Annotated in this window: 20 protein-coding genes; 15 read left to right on the forward strand and 5 right to left on the reverse strand. The window is 40.8% G+C overall.

What is annotated here, in order from left to right:
* The first annotated feature begins 31 nt into the window (after positions 1–31).
* From M3226_RS10955 to M3226_RS10965, 3 genes are all read left to right on the forward strand, one after another.
* Positions 32–832: a basic amino acid ABC transporter substrate-binding protein gene (locus M3226_RS10955; RefSeq protein WP_251565229.1), complete on the forward strand. Its 801-nt coding sequence runs from the start codon at positions 32–34 to the stop codon at positions 830–832.
* Between the two features lie 100 nt (positions 833–932).
* Positions 933–1,589 carry an amino acid ABC transporter permease gene (locus M3226_RS10960; protein WP_251565231.1) on the forward strand — a complete coding sequence of 219 codons (657 nt, stop codon included), beginning with the start codon at positions 933–935 and terminating at the stop codon, positions 1,587–1,589.
* Positions 1,586–2,308: an amino acid ABC transporter ATP-binding protein gene (locus tag M3226_RS10965; protein WP_251565233.1), complete on the forward strand. Its 723-nt coding sequence runs from the start codon at positions 1,586–1,588 to the stop codon at positions 2,306–2,308. Before M3226_RS10960 ends, M3226_RS10965 begins: the two co-directional genes overlap by 4 nt.
* Before the next feature lie 226 nt (positions 2,309–2,534).
* On the opposite strand, the gene M3226_RS10970 is transcribed toward M3226_RS10965, so the two are convergent.
* Both M3226_RS10970 and M3226_RS10975 read right to left on the reverse strand, forming a co-directional pair.
* Positions 2,535–2,795 (reverse strand): zinc ribbon domain-containing protein, encoded by a 261-nt coding sequence (locus M3226_RS10970; RefSeq protein ID WP_251565235.1) that lies wholly within the window; start codon positions 2,793–2,795, stop codon positions 2,535–2,537.
* A 15-nt stretch (positions 2,796–2,810) separates the two neighbouring features.
* Complete coding sequence (locus M3226_RS10975; RefSeq protein ID WP_251565237.1) at positions 2,811–3,320, reverse strand: hypothetical protein; 510 nt, start codon at positions 3,318–3,320, stop codon at positions 2,811–2,813.
* An 821-nt stretch (positions 3,321–4,141) separates the two neighbouring features.
* On the opposite strand from M3226_RS10975, the gene M3226_RS10980 reads away from it, so the two are divergent.
* The gene (locus M3226_RS10980) at positions 4,142–6,895 is read left to right on the forward strand and encodes a dynamin family protein (protein ID WP_251565239.1); all 2,754 of its coding nucleotides are present in this window, start codon (positions 4,142–4,144) and stop codon (positions 6,893–6,895) included.
* Positions 6,896–7,074: 179 nt separating this feature from the next.
* Here the strand turns inward: M3226_RS10980 and M3226_RS10985 are convergent, their stop codons facing one another.
* On the reverse strand, positions 7,075–8,037 hold the full coding sequence (locus M3226_RS10985) for a D-2-hydroxyacid dehydrogenase (protein ID WP_251565240.1): 963 nt from the start codon (positions 8,035–8,037) through the stop codon (positions 7,075–7,077).
* A gap of 450 nt (positions 8,038–8,487) precedes the next feature.
* On the opposite strand from M3226_RS10985, the gene M3226_RS10990 reads away from it, so the two are divergent.
* Positions 8,488–9,255 (forward strand): 3-hydroxyacyl-CoA dehydrogenase, encoded by a 768-nt coding sequence (locus M3226_RS10990; protein ID WP_251565242.1) that lies wholly within the window; start codon positions 8,488–8,490, stop codon positions 9,253–9,255.
* Between the two features lie 105 nt (positions 9,256–9,360).
* Positions 9,361–9,774 carry a VOC family protein gene (locus M3226_RS10995; RefSeq protein WP_251565243.1) on the forward strand — a complete coding sequence of 138 codons (414 nt, stop codon included), beginning with the start codon at positions 9,361–9,363 and terminating at the stop codon, positions 9,772–9,774.
* A 50-nt stretch (positions 9,775–9,824) separates the two neighbouring features.
* Here M3226_RS10995 and M3226_RS11000 read toward each other — a convergent pair whose 3' ends face one another.
* Positions 9,825–10,031: a zinc ribbon domain-containing protein gene (locus tag M3226_RS11000; RefSeq protein ID WP_251565244.1), complete on the reverse strand. Its 207-nt coding sequence runs from the start codon at positions 10,029–10,031 to the stop codon at positions 9,825–9,827.
* Positions 10,032–10,385: 354 nt separating this feature from the next.
* On the opposite strand from M3226_RS11000, the gene M3226_RS11005 reads away from it, so the two are divergent.
* The 5 genes from M3226_RS11005 to recQ all read left to right on the forward strand — a co-directional run bounded on the left by M3226_RS11005 (position 10,386) and on the right by recQ (position 17,827).
* Positions 10,386–11,531, forward strand: coding sequence for an acyl-CoA dehydrogenase family protein (locus M3226_RS11005; protein WP_251565246.1), 1,146 nt, complete (start codon positions 10,386–10,388; stop codon positions 11,529–11,531).
* Between the two features lie 12 nt (positions 11,532–11,543).
* The gene (locus M3226_RS11010) at positions 11,544–12,704 is read left to right on the forward strand and encodes a thiolase family protein (protein WP_251565248.1); all 1,161 of its coding nucleotides are present in this window, start codon (positions 11,544–11,546) and stop codon (positions 12,702–12,704) included.
* A 113-nt stretch (positions 12,705–12,817) separates the two neighbouring features.
* Positions 12,818–14,389 (forward strand): fatty acid--CoA ligase, encoded by a 1,572-nt coding sequence (locus tag M3226_RS11015; RefSeq protein ID WP_251565250.1) that lies wholly within the window; start codon positions 12,818–12,820, stop codon positions 14,387–14,389.
* Between the two features lie 14 nt (positions 14,390–14,403).
* Entirely contained in the window at positions 14,404–15,498 is a 1,095-nt protein-coding gene (locus M3226_RS11020) for a CaiB/BaiF CoA transferase family protein (protein WP_251565252.1), read from the forward strand.
* Positions 15,499–15,703: 205 nt separating this feature from the next.
* Entirely contained in the window at positions 15,704–17,827 is a 2,124-nt protein-coding gene (gene recQ, locus M3226_RS11025; protein WP_251565253.1) for a DNA helicase RecQ, read from the forward strand.
* 530 nt (positions 17,828–18,357) lie between these two features.
* Here the strand turns inward: recQ and M3226_RS11030 are convergent.
* Entirely contained in the window at positions 18,358–19,158 is an 801-nt protein-coding gene (locus M3226_RS11030) for a formate/nitrite transporter family protein (RefSeq protein ID WP_144563278.1), read from the reverse strand.
* A 200-nt stretch (positions 19,159–19,358) separates the two neighbouring features.
* Between M3226_RS11030 and yfkAB the strand changes: the two genes are divergently transcribed.
* The 4 genes from yfkAB (at position 19,359) to M3226_RS11050 (ending at position 22,260) form a co-directional block, all read left to right on the forward strand.
* Positions 19,359–20,477: a radical SAM/CxCxxxxC motif protein YfkAB gene (yfkAB, locus tag M3226_RS11035; protein ID WP_251565254.1), complete on the forward strand. Its 1,119-nt coding sequence runs from the start codon at positions 19,359–19,361 to the stop codon at positions 20,475–20,477.
* 221 nt (positions 20,478–20,698) lie between these two features.
* Entirely contained in the window at positions 20,699–21,622 is a 924-nt protein-coding gene (gene hprK / locus M3226_RS11040; RefSeq protein ID WP_251565257.1) for an HPr(Ser) kinase/phosphatase, read from the forward strand.
* A gap of 105 nt (positions 21,623–21,727) precedes the next feature.
* Complete coding sequence (locus tag M3226_RS11045) at positions 21,728–21,877, forward strand: hypothetical protein (protein WP_251565259.1); 150 nt, start codon at positions 21,728–21,730, stop codon at positions 21,875–21,877.
* Between the two features lie 152 nt (positions 21,878–22,029).
* On the forward strand, positions 22,030–22,260 hold the full coding sequence (locus tag M3226_RS11050; RefSeq protein WP_098996209.1) for a hypothetical protein: 231 nt from the start codon (positions 22,030–22,032) through the stop codon (positions 22,258–22,260).
* Positions 22,261–22,294: the final 34 nt, after the last annotated feature.

The following is a 22,294-nucleotide window of genomic DNA, read 5'->3' on the forward strand; positions in this document are numbered from 1 at the left end:
TATTATATAAAAATAATTAGGAGGTTCAAACATGAAAAAAATGAAGTTAGTTTCAACGCTCATGGTGGTTGGATTACTCTTGCTGCTATCAGCTTGTGGAACAAGTAAAACAGGGAACAGCGAGAAGAAAACACTTAGAGTTGTAACCGATGCTGCCTATGCACCATTTGAATACCAGGAAAAAGGCAAAGTCGTCGGTTTCGATGTTGATTTTGTTAACGCTGTTGCTGAGGAAGCAGGTTTCAATGTAAACATTGAACATGTTGGCTGGGATCCAATCTTTGTAGAAATCGAAAAGAAGACAGCAGATTTCGCTGTATCTGCGATTACCATCACTCCAGAACGTCAACAGAGCTATGACTTTACTGTTCCATATTTCCTATCAAAAAATGAAATCTTAGTGCCAAAGGGAAGTTCAATTAAGAGTGCGAAAGATTTAGAGGGCAAAAAGGTTGCGGTTCAAAATGGAACGACTGGACAGGAAGTAGTCGAAAAATTATTTGGGAAAAATAACCCTAATATTAAAAAGTTTAAAAATAACAATCTAGCCATCCTTGAATTGAAAAATGGCGGAGCTGACGCAGTTGTTGCGGATAACACAGTTATTGAAACATATGTTAAAAATAATCCAAAAGATAATTTCGAATTCATTGAAGACGATACTGCTTTTTCAAAGGAATTTTATGGTCTATTATTACCGAAGGACAGTAAGTTGAAGCCTGAACTTGATAAGGCAGTTAAGGCAGTAATTAACAATGGAACATATGCAAAAATCTATAAAAAGTGGTTTGGGGTTGAACCAGATACCCAAACATTAAAAGACCAACAATAGTACTCTATTGAAATTGCGTAACTTCTATCTAATAGGCAGTTACGCAATTTTTGGTTAATAAACAAACTGGACAACGAACAATCTAAGCGGGGGGATCATAATGGATTTTAGGTGGGATATCATCGTTGATTATGCACCTTTACTTTTAAAGGGTACATTGTTAACGATTGGTTTTTCAATTGCTAGTATTATATTTGGTACCATTCTTGGTTTATTTATTGGATTAGGAAAATTGATGAAAAATAAGCTCTATTCCATGCCGTTTAGATGGTACATTAACTTTTTCCGAGGCACACCATTAATGGTGCAAATTCTATTAATTCATTTTGCTGTTGTTCCCGCATTTCTCAGTACCACAAATGCAATTGTGGCAGCCATCCTAGCACTTTCTTTAAACTCGGCTGCATATGTGGCGGAAATATTCCGGGCTGGGATTCAGTCTATTGATAAGGGGCAAATGGAGGCAGCTCGTTCTCTTGGGATGACACATGGACAAGCTATGCGTTATGTTATCTTACCACAAGCCTTTAAACGGATGATTCCTCCGCTTGGGAATGAATTTATTGTTTTGATAAAGGATTCGTCATTGGCAGCATTGATTGCAGCCCCTGAGTTGATGTACTGGGGACAAGCTATGCAAGGGGAGTATATGCGTCCGTGGGAGCCATATCTTTCATCAGCGGCGATTTATCTAGTGTTAACCTTATCTTTAAACTTCCTATTAGGAAAACTTGAAAGGAGGTTCGCAACAGAATGATTCAGGTGAAAAATTTAAAGAAGTCGTTCGGGACGAATGAGGTCCTCAAAGATATTAATGTTACGGTTAAGCCAAAAGAGGTAGTAGTTGTGATTGGTCCTTCCGGTTCAGGAAAGTCGACGTTTCTTCGCTGCATCAACATGCTTGAATCAATTACGGGTGGACAAATCCTGATTGAGGGCGTTGATATTACCGATAAAAAAACAGATATCAATAAAATTCGGACCGAGGTTGGAATGGTGTTTCAACAATTTAATCTTTTCCCTCATAAGAAGGTTATTGATAATATTATGCTTGCACCGATGAAGGTAAGGAATATACCTGCAGATAAGGCGAGGGCTAAAGGGATGGAGCTGCTGCGTAAGGTCGGTCTTGAGGATAAAGCAGATGCCTATCCGGATTCTTTATCAGGTGGACAGAAGCAACGGGTGGCGATTGCCAGGGCGCTGGCGATGGAACCGAAGATAATGCTGTTTGATGAACCAACCTCTGCGCTTGACCCAGAGATGGTTGGTGAGGTATTAGAGGTAATGAAGGATCTTGCTAAAGAGGGCATGACGATGGTGGTCGTAACTCACGAAATGGGTTTTGCGAAAGAAGTGGGGGACCGGGTCATCTTTATGGACGGCGGATTAGTAGTAGAAGAAAAAGTTCCAACTGAGTTGTTCGATAATCCACAAGAGGAACGGACGAGGGCATTTTTGAGTAAAGTATTATAACTTTTTTATTGGGGGCCTAAGAGGCTCCTATTTATTTGGTCTTGTATCTGGTGGAATATGCCTGAGAAGCTCCAATTTTGGGTGGAACGGTCAAAATTAAAAATAATTTTGCCTATGCTGGTGCTACCTTTTAGTTTAACGGTCATAAAAAAATTATTATGCAAGATAGTGAGAATTTTTCAGCGAAACGATCACATTTCCAAAAAAATAAAAAGATGACTACTCATCATCTCTTCCATCTCTCAAGCTTATGAATATTTCTTGTAAACATCCCAGCAATGAATTTGGGCATTCCAAATTCAACAATCTTCTCTTTTACTCGTTGTTCCATTTCTTCCACCGTTATATTAGGAAGAGTAAATTCGCCATCCATAAAGCAGTGGCTGCAATATTTAGTGCTTTTGGTTTCATTTTTCTCCGTTCCGCCGCCTAACTCATCTTTTGCTAAAGGCATCCCACAGCTTTGACAGTTTTTATAAACTCCCAATTTCCACACCCCATTTCAATTCTCAAAATCAAACACTTCGGTAATTTTATCCGCTTTAATCCGGTTTTGACATAGTTTGAAAAGTTTTCTGAGGAAATCCTCCACCTCAGCTGGAGAGGATGGCAATTTTATATGAATAGTTGTAGACCCAAACATTTGCTTAAAATATGCCTTTCTTTGGCCGTTTTTTCCGTCTCGTTTAAAAGGTTTATAGGACCAAACCAGATGGGGCCCTTCCTCAAGTTCTTGTATTTGCCTTATTTCAGCACAGGTAGTGGATTTATCATGTGCATAAATAACTAAATAATAGTTGTCATTACGATGCCAATCTATAAATAAAAGATAATAGCCGCTGTCAGTTTCTGGCCGGATCACTTCATATGCGGCTAATACTTGCTTGCCATTCGTCCATTGATGGAACTTTGGCAGCATCCCGGCTTCAGTTTCTAGCTTTTTAATCTCAAATCTTATGGGATTAGCTCGTTTAATTTGTCCGATTAAAAAATCAGCTTGACCTTTTTCCAAATAAATATCCCCTTTAAGTATTTGTTACCATTATACGTTGACAGTCGTAAAAAAAGGAAGCTAGTCTATTTCTATTTTTAACTAAAGAAAAAGGTGCTATACTTTGTTTATTGATAATTCTGAAAAAGTGAGTAAAACAGGATGAATTTTTCAAAGAGGCTATCAGTTCAATCCTTGTTTAAAGAAGATGAACGCTATACACGCCCGAAAAGCTAAAGAAAAAGGAGCAGAGGCAGTTATGAACACTTCATAACCCCGAAAGATGTAAGCCAGAGGAGCTACGGCAGTTATGAACACTTCATAACCCCCGAAAGATGTAAGCCAGAGGAGCTACGGCAGTTATGAACACTTCATAACCCCCGAAAGATGTAAGCCAGAGGAGCTACGGCAGTTATGAACACTTCATAGCCCCCGAAAGATGTAAGCCAGAGGAGCTACGGCAGTTATGAATGCTTCATAAGCCCCGAACGATATAAGACAAATGAGCTACGGCAATTATGAATGTTTGATAGCCCCCGAACGATGAAAGACAAAGGAGTCACTGCGGTTATAAACACTTCATAACCCTCAAAAGACACAAGTAGGCTGCCCCTCCGGCAGTTATGGAAGAACTACGGGTTAGCAGAATGACAACAAATCCTCCGCTTACCCAAGCGTTTGTCTTCAAAATGAAATACAACTGACATCATTTTAAAAAATTCCTTTGTTAGAATCGATATAATTGGGACTTAAAATCCATACATACGTCGAATAGTATATGGAATAAATATGACTCTTTTCCATATGAATGACATAGAGTGTTTGCAATTGGAGGGAAAGAAATGACGTTAGAAGAGCAGCTAAAACAAAAGACGTATTATAAAATGTTCATCAATGAGCATGAAGACATTCACCCGATCCGCGTTCTTGGCGAAGCGTTTCAGGAGGAGGCAACAAAGGATCTCCCAAACCTATCATCCATACGCTTTGCCCAAGGGGAAGTGTATTTTCACCATAAAGACTATGAAGCGGCTATATTCAAATGGGAAAACATTACCGAAGAACTTGAACCATGGGCAAAGAAAAATACAGCTGATGCCTATTATGAATTAGGTTTGCTGTCGACTGCAGAGGATATTTACACTACTATCTCATCAGATAATGCAACATTAAACACTGAAGTCGCATTACAGCTATTTTCTCTGTATATCGAACGCGGCAAGAACGACGCAGCGGTTGCAACAATTAAAAGGACAATTGCGTCTAATCCGGAGTACCCGAACGTTACCGAAATCGCCAGGGCATTTTTTGAAGGACAGCAGGACTGGAATAATGCGGTTGATTTGGCAGTATCCGAGGCCATGCGCTCTGAGGATTTAAATTGGATTAACGTATTACTCACCTATGTCGACAAAGGTGTCACAAAGGGCCATGCGCCAAGCTATTTTACCCCTGCCTTAATTCGCTTGTTTCAACTTGATAAGAAAAAATTTGAACAACTCGTATCTTCACTATGGAAAAGCTACGAACACGAAGAATCTTATTTTACTTGGATGAGAGAAATCAACCAGTTATTATTACAACTTGACCTAGAAAGAGAAGATAATTGGCATGAGCTGTCAAGGCTTCATAAAAATTCTTATTTCAACTTGATTGAAGGCAGATATTTTATCAAAATGCTGCAAGAATTTATCCCAGACATGTTGACCAATTGGCTTCGCTTAGCGGATGAAAGAAATGTCGTGTTATCGTCTGCTGCTGTGCTTTCTTGGAACGAATTATTTCCTACTACTATCAGTTTATCCATTGTTTCCGAGGCGGAAAAGCTGATTAGTATAACTGAGACTGAAATGGATGAACTTGAGGAGAGCCTGTCATTATTTGACGCTATTATTGATTGGGCAGCAGCACATGATATGGGTGAGAATAACCGGTTTAAATGGCTTGTCGATCAATTGGTGGATTTTGACAGACAGCACTTGCTTATTACCGGGTTAACAGGAAGTGGTAAATCCACTTTTATTAATACTGTTCTTGGAGAAGACCTTCAGGACAGCCCAACTTCTTCTATCGTCATGTTTAAAGACGGGGAAGAAGAGGAAATAACTGAAATAACGGATCGAGAGATTACTAGATTAGATGGCTTTGCGGAATTTCAGGAACGGATGGACCGCCGACGTAATGCCTTAGAATCGATTATTGAATTTACAAGTCCAAACAGATTTTTGCAGGAAAATAAGGTGGCTTTTATTGATACCCCAGGTTTAAGGGGAAACCACAATGACCGCTATGAAGTATTGAAAAACCTGCAAGTCGCCGACGCTATCTTGTTTGTGCTCGATGGTAACGCTCCGTTTAGAGACAAAGAAAGAGGAATATTGGTACAGATTCAGGAATTAGCACCTGATATTCCGGTTCATTTTCTGCTTAGCAAAATGGATACGATTGCGGGTGAGCAGGAAGCGGTTAGAATATATCAAGAAACCGAGTCCTTGATTCATTCCATATTGCCGGATGCAAACGTCTTTGCCTTTTCATCGCAATATGAGAGAGTTCAGCAGTTAAAGGATATAAAAGAGTTTATTCAGTCGATAAAAAGTACTAGAAACCTAGAGGACAGGCGACTAGCTAAGCTGTTGTATTTTATCCGAACGATTATTGCAAACCTATTGCAAAAACGGATTGATGTGGAAGATCAACTGGTAGAATCAATCCGCTGGAATGAAGAAATGTACACCAAGTTAAATGGGGCCGTAAATCAGCTAAAGGATACAGAAGTACAAAAAACAAGAGCGATTACGAAATCCTACCGGACCATCAGGGAATCGATTCAAAAGGATATCGCCAAGACAGTTCCCTCTATGTTAAGAGAATGCTCTGCACTTATTAAAGAGGACAGCAACTTTAGTAATATTCATCTGGAATTGAATGAGGAAATGAATCGCAGATTACAAGAATACTTGGAACAAACGGTCATGCCTAAATTCTATTCTTCCTTACAGGATTGGATTGCCTATAGCAAAGAGGAGTTTGACCAGGCACAGGAATTTTTAAATGAGATGGGGGACGGCTTTAACCAAATGTATGGGGAGGAGCACCTCGCACTTGTTTGTGATTTCAAGGTGCTAGATGATTGGCTCCGCGATATAGATCGTATGACAAGCCGGTTCCAGCTTGAAAACGTGAATATCCTCCTCCGCCGGACGCCATCACAATTTTTACTGAAGAGTGCCGGAAAATTATTTGGGGCGATTTCGCAAAACAAAGCAATGCTTTATAATAAATACAAAGCATTCGTGGAAAATGAGGACTACGCTGAAACAATTGACGAAGTTAGTAAGCAATTTTTCCAGCCGTTTGAGCTGTTCGAAAAATCAATAGAGCGGGATGTAACTTTATTTATCAAAAGTCCGTTAAGGAATTTAACAGCTGCCGTAGAAGAAGCTAAGTTAGGAATTGAGTCAAACCAGGACCTGCTTAACAAAATGAATACCAATCCGGAAATGTTCCGTGATCCGTTGACACTTTTCGGGGTAAGACTCCGACAATTTGAATGGATGACTGTGGCTGGAAAAGGAATACAAACTGTATATTAATAAAAGAGTACCTAAGTGGTACTCCTTTTTTTTGGTGTTGGTAATTGAACTCTTTTTTTCTTCCAATTAAGGTTTTCCTAGAATAATATGGAACATAAGATATAGGAGAATTGAGTGGAGGAGAACATGAAAAAACATTCCGGTCGTCCTGTGCCGGAATACTTATTCATAATTTCTCTCTAATAACCTTTTACAAAATTAACTAGATTAATGTCTGGTACCTGTCCATTTAGATAGGTCTTTAAATTTGGAATAAGAATGTTTTCAACGACCCGTTTATTATAGTGCTCGGTTGCCCCAGAGGTGTGCGGGGTAATAATGACGTTGTCCATTTCCCATAGTGGACTTTCTGTACTTAGCGGTTCTGTTTCAAACACATCCAGACCGGCACCTGCAATCTTGCCTTCCTGTAAAGCAGAAATCAATTCCTCTTCAACCACGAGTTCACCACGGCCAATATTAATGAAAAAGGCAGACGGTTTCATTTGATTAAATTGCTGTACTCCAAATAAGTGATGGGTTTCTGGTGTATGCGGTAGGGTGACCACCACATAATCACATTTTGGCAGCACCTGGTCTAACTGTTCGGGTGTATACATTTCGTCGACATAGTCAGATGGTTTCCCTGAGTGCCTGACACCAAGTACCGTCATTCCAAATGCTTTAGCAATTTTAGCTGTTTCTTTCCCAATTTCACCAACGCCAATTACTCCGATCGTTTTTTCATGGATTTCGAGACTTAAGTGAGCATGGTCCCATGTTTTCGTTTGTTGATTTTTTACATAGGTATGAATTTTTCTTGTTAATCCAAGCATTAAGGCAAAAATAGTTTCAGAAATCGGATAAGCATGTACACCATTGGCGCTTGTTACGTTAATATTTTTTGATTGCAATCTCTCAAGGGGCAAAGAATCGACGCCGGCACTCCAGGTTTGCAGCCACTTCAGGTTTGACCCAGGGGTAAGGCAATAATCTGTTAATTCTTTTCGCCAGCCGGCAATGATTTCTGCATCCTGCGCATGTTCCTTCCAAACGGCTGGGTCTTTGTTGACGATTACATCCCATTCAGGGACGATGTCTTTAATTTTCCCTATGTATTCCTGTTTTAAGTTTTGTGTAATGACTATTTTCCGGTTGCCCATTTAACTCCCACCTTTTAGTTGATATAGACTAATCATATCGTATATATAATAAAATATTAATAGATTCTTTTTATTGGGGGTGTACAAATCAAATTTAGGCACTTTTGTTTGGCGCTGTCCAAAAGGTTACGGTGTAGTTTTTGTTTAGGAGGACAAGAATAGCTTGTATCAACAGGTTTATGTCCGCATGAAAGCGCCATGAGGACAGGAATAGCGGGTTGCCAACAGTCTTTTGTCCGCATGAAGGCTCCATGAGGACAAGAATAGCCTCTGGTAACAGCTTTTTGTCCACATGAAAGCTCGATGGGGACGGAATAGCTTGCGGTTACAGCTTTTTGTCTGCAAGAACAATCCAAAAAAAAGTGTACCGTATCGCGCTCTCATGCAGCCGCACAAAAACCTCATCTAGCATAAAACTTGTAATACGATGAATATGAGGGGGATGAATATATGCAAATAAAATCATGCAGGGCCATTGTAACAGGGGGCGCCTCGGGTCTTGGAGAGGCAACTGTTCGCCATATCATTAGAATGGGTGGAAAAGCCGTAATTCTCGACCAATCAGAGGATAATGGTGTGCGTCTACAGAATGAATTAGGAGAAGCTGCTTTATTTTTAAAAGCAGATGTGACCAAAGAAGTGGATATCCAAGAGACTGTTAATAAAGCTGCCGATTTTTTAGGTGAAATCAACACGGTAATAAACTGTGCAGGGATTGGGAGTGCTAATAAAGTACTAGGCAAGAAGGGAGTACATAATCTTGGGCTCTTTTCTAAGGTCATCCAAGTCAATTTAATAGGAACCTTTAATGTAATCCGTTTGGCAGCTGAGAAAATGGCAGGAAATAATGCGAATGAACAAAACGAGCGCGGCGTTATTATCAACACGGCTTCTGTGGCGGCCTTTGATGGACAAATCGGGCAGGCCGCCTATAGTGCCTCTAAAGGAGGGATTGTCGGCATGACCTTGCCGATTGCCAGAGAGTTAGCCCGTTACGGAATTCGTGTAATGACCATTGCACCGGGATTGTTCCACACACCGATGTTTGATACTCTCCCGGAAGATGCAAGGATTTCATTAGGGAAAATGGTGCCGTTTCCTCCACGACTAGGTTATCCGAGCGAATACGCACAGCTCGTTCAAAGCATTATCGAAAACCCTATGCTAAATGGTGAAACCATCAGGCTCGATGGAGCAATCAGGATGCAGCCTAATTAATATGATGGAAGGGACGACGAACAGCGATCCTTTTTTAGCGTTATGAATCCATTTCATTCGTGTCATAATGGAGGTAAATCGTTTGCAAGAATAGGAGAGGAACTAATGATAAAACAGTTTTGGATTAACCTGCCGGTAAAGAACATAAATCAATCAAAGGAATTTTATAGTAAACTTGGATTTTCAGTACACACTCGCGCTGACCAAACCGACCAAGCGCAACTAGTGATTGGAAATACGGATACATCGATTATGCTTTTTCCGGAATCAACTTTCAAACATTTTACCAGGCATGAAATTGCTGATACAAAGCAGGCTTCTGAAGTATTGCTTTCGTTTGATGCCGAGAGTCGGGAAGAAGTAGATAAAATAGCCGAATTAGCGGTAAATGCGGGAGGTACGTTATATGGCAAGCCTTCTGAGATTCAGGGCTGGATGTATGGATGCGGCTTTACTGATCTCGACGGTCATAGGTGGAATGTTCTATATATGGATATGGAAAGGATGCCGAAAAATTAGGCTTATAAAATTGGAGGGATTCCCCTTTAGGAGAATCCCTTACTAAAAAATCATCCTCCAAAGAACAAATCCAGTATATTCGAAGCGTTCGATGTTTTTTTATTATAAAACTCTGAATATCCGCAGTTCTTACAAAAAACAACTGTGAAAGTGTTGTGCTGAAGGTCAAACATTTTGGATAGTCCTGTTCCTGTCATTGCTACATCTTTCGTGCCAGTATCCCTGCTTCCGCATTTAATACATCCTTTTTCACTCATCGCAATCAACTCCAAATTAGATATCTCAAAATATTTACGATTGAAGTAAGAAAAAGTTGCTAACTAAATGTAAAAATATTCTAAATTGTCATGCTTTTTTGGTACAATAGAGATATGTGAGTGAAGCAATGATCCAAATATAATGATTGGTTTGGGAGTTTTTTACCAAAAAATGTAGAATTGTTCTTTGTTTTTGTTGAATTCCTGTTTTTATCGTAGAATTCCCCTTTATTTTTGTAGTAAAAAGCTTAGATTTGTAGAATAACCGTAGGAGAATACATTCAAAATCCTCTTAATCTAAAAACCACATCAGAAGAGTAAGCGCTTACAATACTTGAAAGTGAGGTTATTAGAATGAAACATCCATACTTAAACGAAGATCACGAAATTTTTCGTCAGTCATTTAGAAAGTTTTTAGAAAAAGAAGCATATCCCTTCTATGAACAGTGGGAAGAAAATCGTATGATTCCTCGGTCATTCTGGAAAAAGATGGGAAATCAAGGCTTTCTGTGTCCGGATATTGACGGGAAGTATGGCGGCAGCGAAGTCGACTGGGGATTTGCCGTAGTCATCAATGAGGAGCTTGAACGAGTAGGATCAGGTTTAGTAGGCATCGGGCTCCATAATGATATTGTCATTCCGTATATAACCTCTTACGGAACGGATGAACAAAAGCAGCGCTGGCTGCCGAGGTGTGTAACAGGCGATATTATTACAGCAATCGCTATGACCGAACCCGGAACTGGCTCAGATTTAGCCAACATAAAAACTACAGCCAATCTGGACGGTGACTATTATATCGTCAATGGTCAAAAGACCTTTATCACAAACGGAATCCAATCTGATTTAATTGTTGTTGCAGTCAAAACAGACACTCAAGCAGTTCCCAAACATAAAGGCGTAAGTCTCCTCGTGATTGAGCGGGATACACCGGGGTTTTCTCGAGGGAGAAAACTGAACAAAGTCGGTCTGCATTCACAGGATACAGCTGAATTAATTTTTGAAGAATGCCGTGTCCCAAAAAATAACCTGCTGGGAGAGGAGGGAAAAGGCTTTCTCTATTTGATGGAAAAACTCCAACAGGAACGCCTTCTGGTCGCGATTGGGGCGCAAACGGCCTCAGAAGTGATGCTCAAGAAGACTATGGATTATGTAAAAAGCAGGGAGGCCTTTGGAAAACCAGTTAGCCGGTTTCAAAACACTCAGTTTAAGATTGTCGAACTGGCAACAGAAATTGAAATGGGCAGAGCCTTTTTAGATCAGTTAATCGCAGAACACATTGAAGGGAAGAATGTGGTAACGAAGGTGTCGATGGCCAAATGGAAACTGACGGAAATAGCTAAACGGGTCGCTTCCGAATGCATGCAGCTCCACGGAGGTTATGGCTATATGGAAGAATACGAGATTGCCAGGCGATTCCGCGACATCCAAGTTTCAAGCATTTACGCCGGAACAAACGAAATCATGAAAACGATTATTGCAAAAAATCTAGGATTATAGGGGGAAATAATCATGCGTGAAGTTGTCATTGTAGAAGGCGTTCGTACACCAGTAGGAAGAAAAAATGGAGTATTAAAGGATATCAGGCCGGATGACCTGGCAGGTTTAACCCTTAAAGAGCTCATTAACAGGGCCGGAATCAATCCAGCAATCATTGATGATGTTATTTTAGGATGCGTGACTCAGTCGGGAGAGCAGGCTGGTGATATTGCACGGGTTGCTGCATTAATTGCTGGGTTCCCAGTCGAAGTTCCAGGAACAACAATTGACCGCCAATGCGGCTCCAGCCAGCAAGCCGTTCACTTTGCGGCACAAGCGATCCTCTCCGGCGACATGGATGTGGTCATCGCTGGCGGTGTTGAAAGTATGTCCCGTGTTCTAATGGGATCCAATTACAAGGGTGCGGCAGAGCCATTTAGCCCGACGTTACGGTCAAAGTATGAAATGATACACCAGGGTCTATCGGCTGAGAGGATTGCTGAAAAATATGGGTTTACCCGCGCTGAACTTGACCAATTCTCACTGGAGAGCCACCAGAAGGCCCTTAAGGCACAAGAAGAAGGATATTTTTCTAGAGAGATTTTTCCAATTGAAGTGACCCTTCATGATGGAACAACGGCTGTTATTAAGGCTGATTCTGGTCCAAGAAAAGGGACTTCTCTTGAAGCATTAGCAGGTCTCCGTCCAGCGTTTAAAGAAGATGGGGTCATTCATGCCGGAAATTCCAGCCAAATTAGTGACGGTGCGGCCGCCTTATTACTGATGTCACGGGAAAAAGTAGAAGAACTCGGTTTGAAACCTCGTTTTCGAGTCCACACACGTGTGGTCGTTGGATCAGACCCAACTCTAATGCTGACAGGACCAATCCCGGCGACACAAAAGGTGCTTGTAAAATCAGGCCTTTCGATTTTTGATATAGATGTATTTGAAGTCAATGAAGCCTTTGCTCCAGTTACGCTGGCATGGCTAAAGGAGACAGGTGCCGACCCTAGGAAGCTGAATCCGAACGGAGGTGCGATTGCCCTAGGCCATCCATTAGGCGGCAGTGGTGCACGTTTAATGGTTACGATGATGCATGAGCTTGAACGGACAGGTGGACGATATGGATTGCAAACCATGTGTGAAGGTCATGGAATGGCGAATGCGACTATTATTGAACGGTTGCAATGTTAAAAAACAATTCGCTGATAAACTGAAAAAATCGCTGATAACCAACATCCTAATCCTTATGAATAAATAAGGGCAGTCCCGGCTGCCCTTAAGTTTAAATAATTGGAGGCGGCCTAATGAGTACGACGATTGGTAAAATCTTTGATTTAACAGTGAAAAAGTTCCCGAACAAACCGGCCATTTACGATGTCAGAAAAAATGTCCGTTACACCTATCGGGAGTGGAGCGAACAAGTAAACCGGCTAGCCAATGCCCTACTCAAAGAAGGGGTAAAAAAAGGAGACCGCGTATCTACCTTCATGTTTAATACCGAAGAATTAGGTACAGCACTGTTTGCCTGCGCCAAAATTGGAGCGGTATTTAATCCAATTAATTTCCGTTTAACGCAGGAGGAGGTTGCTTTTATTCTCTCAGATGCTACCCCGAAAGTGGTACTTTTTGAAAGGGCACTGGAACCTGTAATGGAGGCCATCGCAGGTCGTTTTGATAAAACTGCCTTTTGGTTTATCGATGAAAATAAGCCTGACTATGCCGCATCGTATCAAGAAAAACTGGCAGAAGTTTCTACAGAGGATAAAAAAATAGAGGTAAAAGAATCTGACATCTATGCATTTATCTATACAAGCGGAACAACCGGAAGACCAAAAGGTGTGATGCATACACACCGCAATATGGTGGACCAAAGTGTATTGTGTATCGCCGCAGAAAAGCTTGAAGTAAACGATGTCGGTCTGGTTACCGCACCGATGTTTCATTGTGCTGAACTCCATTGTGCCTTTCTCCCAAGGGTCCATGTCGGGGCGAGTAATGTCATTTTGCATCAATTTAATCCAAAAGCTATTCTTCAATTATTAGAACAAGAAAAAATTACGAAACTATTTGCTGCTCCAACGATGTGGAATATGCTCCTTCAAGAGAATTTAACTCAATATAATCTCTCTAGTTTGAAGCTTGGGCTTTATGGTGCTGCACCCATGGCTCCATCCCTTGTTAATAAGCTGCATGACCGCTTAGGTATCTCCCTGATCCAGGCTTATGGAATGACGGAAATGGGACCCGCCATTACCTTTTTATCCGAGTATGATCAGCTTCGGAAGGCAGGATCTGCCGGGCAAGCTGCTCTTAGTCATGATATTCGAATTGTCCGTACGAGGGAGGATGGCCCCTCAGATCCGGATGATATCGTTCCAGTGGGAGAAACGGGTGAGATTATTGTACAGGGGCCATGTATGATGCTGGGATATTTTAACCGTGTAGATGCGACTGAAAAAGCTATGTACAAAGGGTGGTACCACACTGGCGATATCGGCTACATGGATGAAGAAGGATACCTTTATGTCAATGACCGTGTCGATGACATGATTATTAGCGGTGGAGAAAATATTTATCCGAGGGAAGTAGAAGATCTTTTACATGCTCACCCTAGTGTCCTTGATGTGGCAGTTGTTGGTCAGCCAGATGACCGATGGGGAGAAACGGTTACCGCTTTTATTGTAAAAAAGAATCCCGTTATTACGGAACAAGAGCTGGATGATTATTGTAAAAACAGCGATCAGCTGGCCAACTATAAACGCCCGCGTAAATATGTTTTCTGTGAATCACTCCCACGGAATGCGAGCGGGAAAATTCAAAAGTTCGTTTTGCGAAAACAATTGGAGGAGCTTCTTTCCCCCGACTCCAGCAAATAGAAAGGGTTTTGTCTATGTTAAAAGGAATAAAGGTAATTGATTTTACTAACTATCTTCCGGGACCATTTGCAACACTCAGACTAGCGGAATTAGGGGCAGAAATCATCAAAGTAGAGTCACCGGAAGGAGATCCGGCCCGGAACACAGGCGTATTAAAGGACAATACTGGCCTTGTTTTTCTAGCGAATAATAGACAAAAGAAGAGTATAGCACTAAATCTGAGGGAAAAAGCTGGCTTGGAGACCGCACTAAGCTTGATCTCCCATGCCGATGTTGTGATTGAAAGTTTCAGACCTGGGGTAATGGGGAAACTAGGTTTGGGATATGAGGCGGTTCAACAGGTGAGGCCTGATATTATTTATTGTTCTATTTCTGGATACGGTCAAACAGGACCGTTAAGTAAGCTCGGAAACCATGACATTAATTATATGGCTCTAAGCGGGGTCCTTGCCCAGCTTAAAGATCAACAGGGAAGACCCATCCATCCCTCGATCACTCTTGCCGATTATTTGGGCGGGTTTGCCGCCAATGAGCGGATTTTAGCAGGGCTTGTTTCAAGACTGTTGACAGGAAAGGGAAGCTATCATTCTATTTCCATTACTGATCAACTGGTATCACTATTGGGAAATCATGTCTTGGTAGAAAAAGAAACAGGTGAAGGAAGCGGTATAAACGTTTTGAACGGCAGTATTATTTCGTATGCGATTTACGAAACGAAGGATCAGCGTTACATGAGCTTAGGGACGTTAGAGCCCAAATTTTGGAAGAGTTTTTGCCAAGCACTTGGACGCGAGGATTGGATAGGAGCTCATTTTTCCAGAACAGAAGCATCTAACCCAGTCTATCAGGAGCTCATCAACCTTTTTAAAACTAAGACCTTTTTCGAATGGATCGAATTTGCTCAGGCAGTAGATTGTTGTATGGCACCAGTCCTCGAGGTGGGGGAACTGAGCGAAAATCCGTATTTTAAAGAAAAAGAACTTATTTTTGCATCGTCCTGGGGAGATTATCAGGTTAAAATGCACAGTGATTTAGAGCTCCCGGTGATTGCTCCTCCTCCTAAAAAAGGTGAGCATAAAGCAGAAGTTTTAAATAGTATCTTCATATAAACAAGAGAAAGGCTATCGGAGGGAGCGATAGTCTTTCTTTTTATGGTTAAGAATACTCTCGGATTAAAAAAGGTTGCTCTCGGATAAGCGGAAAGTACTCTAGGCATAAGAATTTTCTCTCTCAGTTTTTTTAATTAATAGAACAGTAGCAGCTCCAAAAGCAGTATAATATAGACAGTTCCTAAAATTGAAAGGAGATACCATTTTGTTTGAACAAGCACTTTCCCTACTAAAAACACACTTCGGTTACAGTTCCTTTCGAAACGGGCAGGAGCAGGCAATCCGGTCGGTACTAACAGGTCAGAATACCATTTGTGTCATGCCGACAGGCGGCGGTAAATCGATTTGCTATCAAATTCCAGCCCTCGTCCTTTCAGGTACTACAATCGTTATTTCCCCATTGATTTCCTTAATGAAGGATCAAGTCGATACCCTCATCCAAGCAGGAATCCCTGCCACATTTATTAATAGCTCGTTAAATTTTTCAGAAGCTAATAGGAGATTAAACGAAGCGAAAGCAGGGAAATACAAGCTATTGTACATAGCGCCGGAAAGATTAGAGTCCTATGATTTTCTCGAGGACTTAAGGCAGATGGACATATCATTAGTTGCAGTGGATGAAGCTCACTGTATCTCTCAATGGGGACACGACTTCCGCCCAAGCTACCGTCATATCCAGCAGATGGTTAATAACCTGCCGCAAAAACCAGTTGTACTCGCCCTTACAGCAACCGCGACACCAAGGGTTCGGGAAGATATTTGTTATTCTCTCGAAATTGATCAAGCGAATACAATTATCACCGGATTTGAACGTGTAAACTTATCTTTTTCTGTTATTAAGGGGCAGGACCGTCTTAAGTTTCTCCTTGATTATCTGAAAAAGAATCAACAAGAAGCCGGGATTATTTATGCGGCTACAAGGAAAAATGTTGATCAGCTATATGAAAGACTGCGTAAGGAACAAATCAATGCCGCCCGCTATCATGCCGGAATGGGGGATGCGGACCGGGCTCGAGAACAGGAACGATTTTTAGAGGATAAAGCTTCTGTGATGGTTGCCACCTCCGCATTTGGGATGGGTATTGATAAATCCAATATCCGCTATGTCGTTCATTTTCAGATGCCCAAAAATATGGAGAGCTATTATCAGGAAGCAGGACGTGCAGGCCGGGATGGGTTAGATAGTGAATGTATTTTGCTTTATTCTCCTCAGGATGTTCAAGTTCAGCGTTTTCTTATCGATCAATCGAGTGATCGCGGCAGGATAACGCAAGAGTTAGAAAAGCTGCAGCAAATGGCGGATTACTGCCACACGGAAAACTGTCTTCAGGAATTTATTTTAAGATATTTTGGTGAAACAGAAACAGAAAGCTGTGGGAGATGTGGTAACTGCTTAGATTCAAGAAGCATGGTGGATGTAACAAAAGAGGCACAAATGGTGATGTCTTGTGTGATTCGAATGGGCCAGCGCTTTGGGAAAAATCTAACTGCCCAAGTGCTAACGGGATCAAAAAACAAAAAAGTCTCAGAGATGGGCTTTGATAAGCTGACCACTTATGGAATCATGAAGAATCAGGGTGCAAGAGAAGTAGGAGAATTTATTGAATTCCTAATCTCACAAGAGTTAATTGCGATTGAGCAAGGGCAATTTCCTACCATCTTTGTCGCGCCAAAAGGCAAGGAGGTCCTCCTAGGCAAGCAGCATGTCTATCGAAGAGAAGCGGTACAGGTTAAACAAGTGTCGAAAAATGATCCATTATTCGAAAGCCTGAGAGAAGTGCGCAAACAAATTGCCGAATCGGAAAATGTCCCGCCATTTGTGATTTTCTCGGATGCCGCGCTTAAAGATATGTGTGCCAAACAGCCGAAAACGAGTGAGGAATTTTTACAAGTGAGCGGAGTTGGAGAGCACAAGCTGCAAAAATATGGACTGGAGTTTATTCAGGCTATACGTGTGTTTCTTGAGGAGAATCCAGAATATCAAAGTGAAGAAGTACCAGCATCCAATACACCGAAAAAAACGACCAAAAAGGCTGTTCGTGACTCACATTTAGAAACGTATACCTTATATAAAGAGAACTTCTCTCTAAATGAAATTGCTGAAAAGAGGGCATTATCTCTGAAAACAGTTGAGGAACATATCATTCAGTGCGCACAGCAGGGGCTGGAGATTAACTTTACCGCACTTATTCCCGAGGAGTATCTGCCATTACTAGAGCAGGCGGTAGCAGAAGCAGGAAGGAGCCGCTTAAAACCGATTAAGGAACTATTGCCTGAAGAAGTCAGCTACTTTATGATCAAGGCATATCTTTATTTTTTAAGTAAATAATCAAGGCCATATTGTAATAAAGGAAAGCTATTAAAATTGGGTTAAGTTTAAGGTTACGAGTGGTTTATAACCTCTGATCAGCAGTGATAGGAGTGCTACGGCAGTTGTGAGTGGTTTATAACCTCTGAAAAGCAAAAGATGGAGGTACTACGACAGATAAGAAAGGCTCATAACCGCTGAAAAGTAAGAGATGAAGGTGCTACGACAGATAAGAGAGGTTCATAACTGCTTAAAAGTAAGAAATAAAGGCACTACGACAGTTATGAAGATTCATAACTGTCGTAGTGCAAGAGATGGAAATACTACGGGAGTTAAGAGCATTTCATAACCCTTAAAAAGCCATTATATAAGAGCTTCGACAGTTATAATCGTTTTTATAGCCCTAGAGCAACCCAAAATGGAGGAATCCTTGGAGTTAGGAGAAACCTCGCCATCTCTTGCGGCGAGGTTTTCATCTTTTAATATTGTCGAAATGCAGATGTTTTTGTTGATATTTCCCTGGAAATTTGTCGATAAACCGGAACCATCATTTAATGCCCCTGCTCCTTATCATACTCAGCTAAAAATGGCTTATTTGCATAGTAGTACATCATCGCCATAAACACAGCACCGCCAATTAAATTACCAATCGTGACCGGAACTAAATTATGTACGACCCCTGCCCAAGAAATTGTGCCTGGATGATTTAATACCAAAGCAATAGCGAACGTACACATATTAGCAATACTGTGCTCATATCCAGAAATAAAGAAACAGAATACAAACAACATCATTGCAAACATTTTTGGACCATCTCCTTTTAATCCCATTGGAAGGAAAAAGGCCATACATACGAGCCAGTTACAAAGAATCGCTCTAAAAAATAATTGAGTTGTCGGAACTTGCATTTTTACTTCCACAACATGAAGTAAAAAGCCGTTCACAGATGAATCTGCATAAAGTCCAGTAGTAAAAATAATAAAGGCAAACACGGCAGCTCCCAAGATATTACCAAAGTAACTACAAATCCATAGTTTGATGACATCGACCCAAGCCATTTTCTTACGGAGTGCTGCATAGGTGTAATAAAATGTATTGCCCGTAAATAAATCACCGCCTCCATATGCTATTAAAATAATAGCTGCTCCAAAGGTAAGAGCTGCCATTGGATAGGCAAACGGGGAATCTTTTAGATAGAAAAAGTTCCCTGTCTTAAAGGCAACAATAACGCCAAAGCCGATAAACATACTCGCAAGCATTGCCCGTAATAGGTAGCGAAGGATGCTTTGACGGAATATTTTAACCTTTTTTAAAGCGAGCTTTTCCGCTTCACTTAAAGGCTGCATTTCCATGTAAATTACCACCATTCTAACGTTTAATATTATCTGTATATTGTAAACGAAAGGGGTCAGGATATGTATATTTTTGGCGAATTTTCCTTGAATAGACACAATTACTGTAACATAAAATTTGTTAACACTTAAAACAACCCATTATTCTAGAAATCAGCTATAATAAAAAGGTTTTGAAGATTGATTTTTAAGGAGTTCAAATGTTGACTAGAAAACAAATCACCCCAAAATATGATCCATGGGAAGCTTATTTAGACATTGAGGAGTATGGGAAGCCGCTGCTTTCGAATATTGAATTCACCACGACAACCCTATGTAATATGCGCTGTGAACACTGTGCAGTTGGCTATACATTACAGCCAAAAGACCCAGACGCACTGCCGCTTGATCTGTTATTAAAAAGATTGGATGAAATTCCGTCATTGCGTTCATTAAGTATTACTGGCGGAGAACCGATGCTCTCCTTATCCTCGGTAAAAAATTATGTTGTACCAGTATTAAAGTACGCTCATGAGCGTGGTGTCCGAACACAAATTAATTCCAACTTAACCCTTGAATTAGGACGTTATGAGCTCATTGTCCCTTATTTAGATGTTTTACATATTTCGCATAACTGGGGCACAGTGGATGATTTTGCCCAGGGCGGTTTTGCAAGGATGGAGAGAAAGCCCGATTTCAAACAACGAGAAGCCTATTTTACGAGAATGATAGAAAACAGCCGTGAACTTGTGAAAGCGGGAATCATGGTATCCGCAGAAACCATGTTAAACAAGCGGACTCTTCCGCACTTAGAGAAAATTCACCGGCAAATTGTTGAAGAGATGTTATGTCAACGGCATGAGGTCCATCCTATGTATCCAAGTGATTTTGCCAGCAGCCTTGAAACTCTTTCATTAGGGGAGATTAGGGAGGCTATTCATCATTTATTAGATGTTCGGGATGAAAATGTCTGGATGCTGTTTGGGACACTGCCATTTTATGCGTGCAGTAAGAAAGAAGAGGACCTAGCGCTTCTAAAAAGACTTTATGACAGTAAGAATGTCACCGTAAGAAACGATCCAGATGGCCGTTCTCGATTAAATGTGAACATTTTTACTGGAGACATCATAGTTACGGATTTCGGTGATACACCACCACTTGGAAATATTCAAACAGACGATTTAATATCGGCCTATGACAGTTGGCAATCCTCTAACATTGCAAAAGAATTAAGTTGTCATTGTCCGGCTGTGTCCTGTCTAGGACCTAATATCTTAGTAAAGAATAGTTATTATCAAGATATGGATTTTGCTACACAGAAAGCAACTATAATAAAGTAATAGGAAAAAATAGTGTTAGGAAGGCTAAAAAAGGGAGGTATGGTCCTTTTTTTGGCCTTCCCTATTTTATAGCATTAGGTTAACCAGTCTTCTGGTTGACCTTTTCTATTGTTATGGTTTAACGGCTACAGCTGGCTTCTTAAAAAATCTCACATTCTACTATGTAAAGGATGATAAAATCAAGACTAAGAAAGTGATTTAGGATGGAGAGTGGCACAGACATGAAGATATTAACAGTTGAAAACTTAGTTCGAAAATTTTCTTTGAAAATATTGGCTGGAGAAAATCAATTACAACAAACCATTACACAATCCCGATCTCATCGTCCGGGTTTAGAATTCGTGGGACACTTTGATTTTTTTCCAACTGAACGTGTTCAAATACTAGGAAGAAAGGAAATTACTTATTTACATAAGTTAAGCATTGAGGAGCGTAAGATACGAATAGGTAATATCGTTAAATACCATCCTCCATGCTTTATCGTTACAGCAGGACAGGAAGGTCTAACGTATTTAACACAGTATTGTCTTGAAGAGGGAATCCCGTTGTTATGTACGTTAGAGCCTCAAACGACTTCTGAATTTATTATGAAGCTTGATGCATATATGGTAAAAAAATTAGCGCCAGAAATCGCCGTCCACGGGGTATGTATTAATGTATATGGAATGGGCATTTTACTTCGGGGAAAATCAGGTATCGGCAAAAGTGAAATTGCACACACAATGATTGGCAGAGGTCATAGGCTTGTGGCTGATGATATTGTTGTATTAAAAAAGCTTAGTCCACGAACCATTCTTGCCACACATGATGGGAAAACGAAGGAATTTCTTGCCTTGCGAAGTGTGGGACTATTGAATGTGGTCCGCCTATATGGGAGAAAAGCTTTTCAGGATGAGACGAGAATCGCACTCGATATTGAATTGACCAAATGGCAAAAAGATTCCCTCCATAATGAATTGGATCACGAATCTAGATTTACGGAATATATGGACGTTCGAATCCCTCATATTGAAATTCAGCTGCAACCTGGCCGTGATGTTGCGGGGTTGATTGAAGCCGCGGCTAATAACTGGCTTTTGAAGCAGGAAGGATACAGTGCTGCAGAAGAGTTTATGAGACGGCTGGAATCTGATGTAAGCTTGTAAAAACAAATACATCTCAGCCATCATTGGATCGGACCCTAAAACAGGTGAAATGCCAGAAAGAGTCGAAGACGAAGTGGCCAATCTTTTTCATTACTGAGAGAGATCATGGAGCTTGCCGGAGGAACGACCGATGATATTGCATATTTAAGTGTTTCATCAACGGACCGTGAATATGATCGCCCTGCAAGACATACCAGTGTTAAAAATCTAAGGGAAGGCCTTAGAGTACAAATTGAAATGACCGCTGTCTTGTAACAAAAAAATACTTATTGAAGTAAGGCTACTTTTTATAGATACAAGTCAATAAGTTTCTTAAAATTACTTAAAATAAAAATATCTTTAAGAGACATTAATTCTGTCTCTTTTTTTTGCAGTTTGGAACAATAAAAGGATGAGGAGGGAAGTTAATGGACCATATTGAAGCATTTTTACGAAGCAAGAATTGGCTTGATACCGATTTAGACTCAAGGTATATCAACGTCAACCACCCCTATGCTATCCTTGTTTCGGAGGATGAGGGACAAGTTACTCTGAGAGGGAATTCTGGCATAGACAATGGCCAGAATGGTGAAGAGATTTTTACTTTCACCTCTTTGAATGAGCTCCAGGAATGGTTTGAAGACAATATTGGAGAGTAGAGACGGGACATTTGCACCCGTCTCTTTTCTTAAT

The sequence above is a fragment of the Neobacillus cucumis genome, from assembly GCF_023715505.1.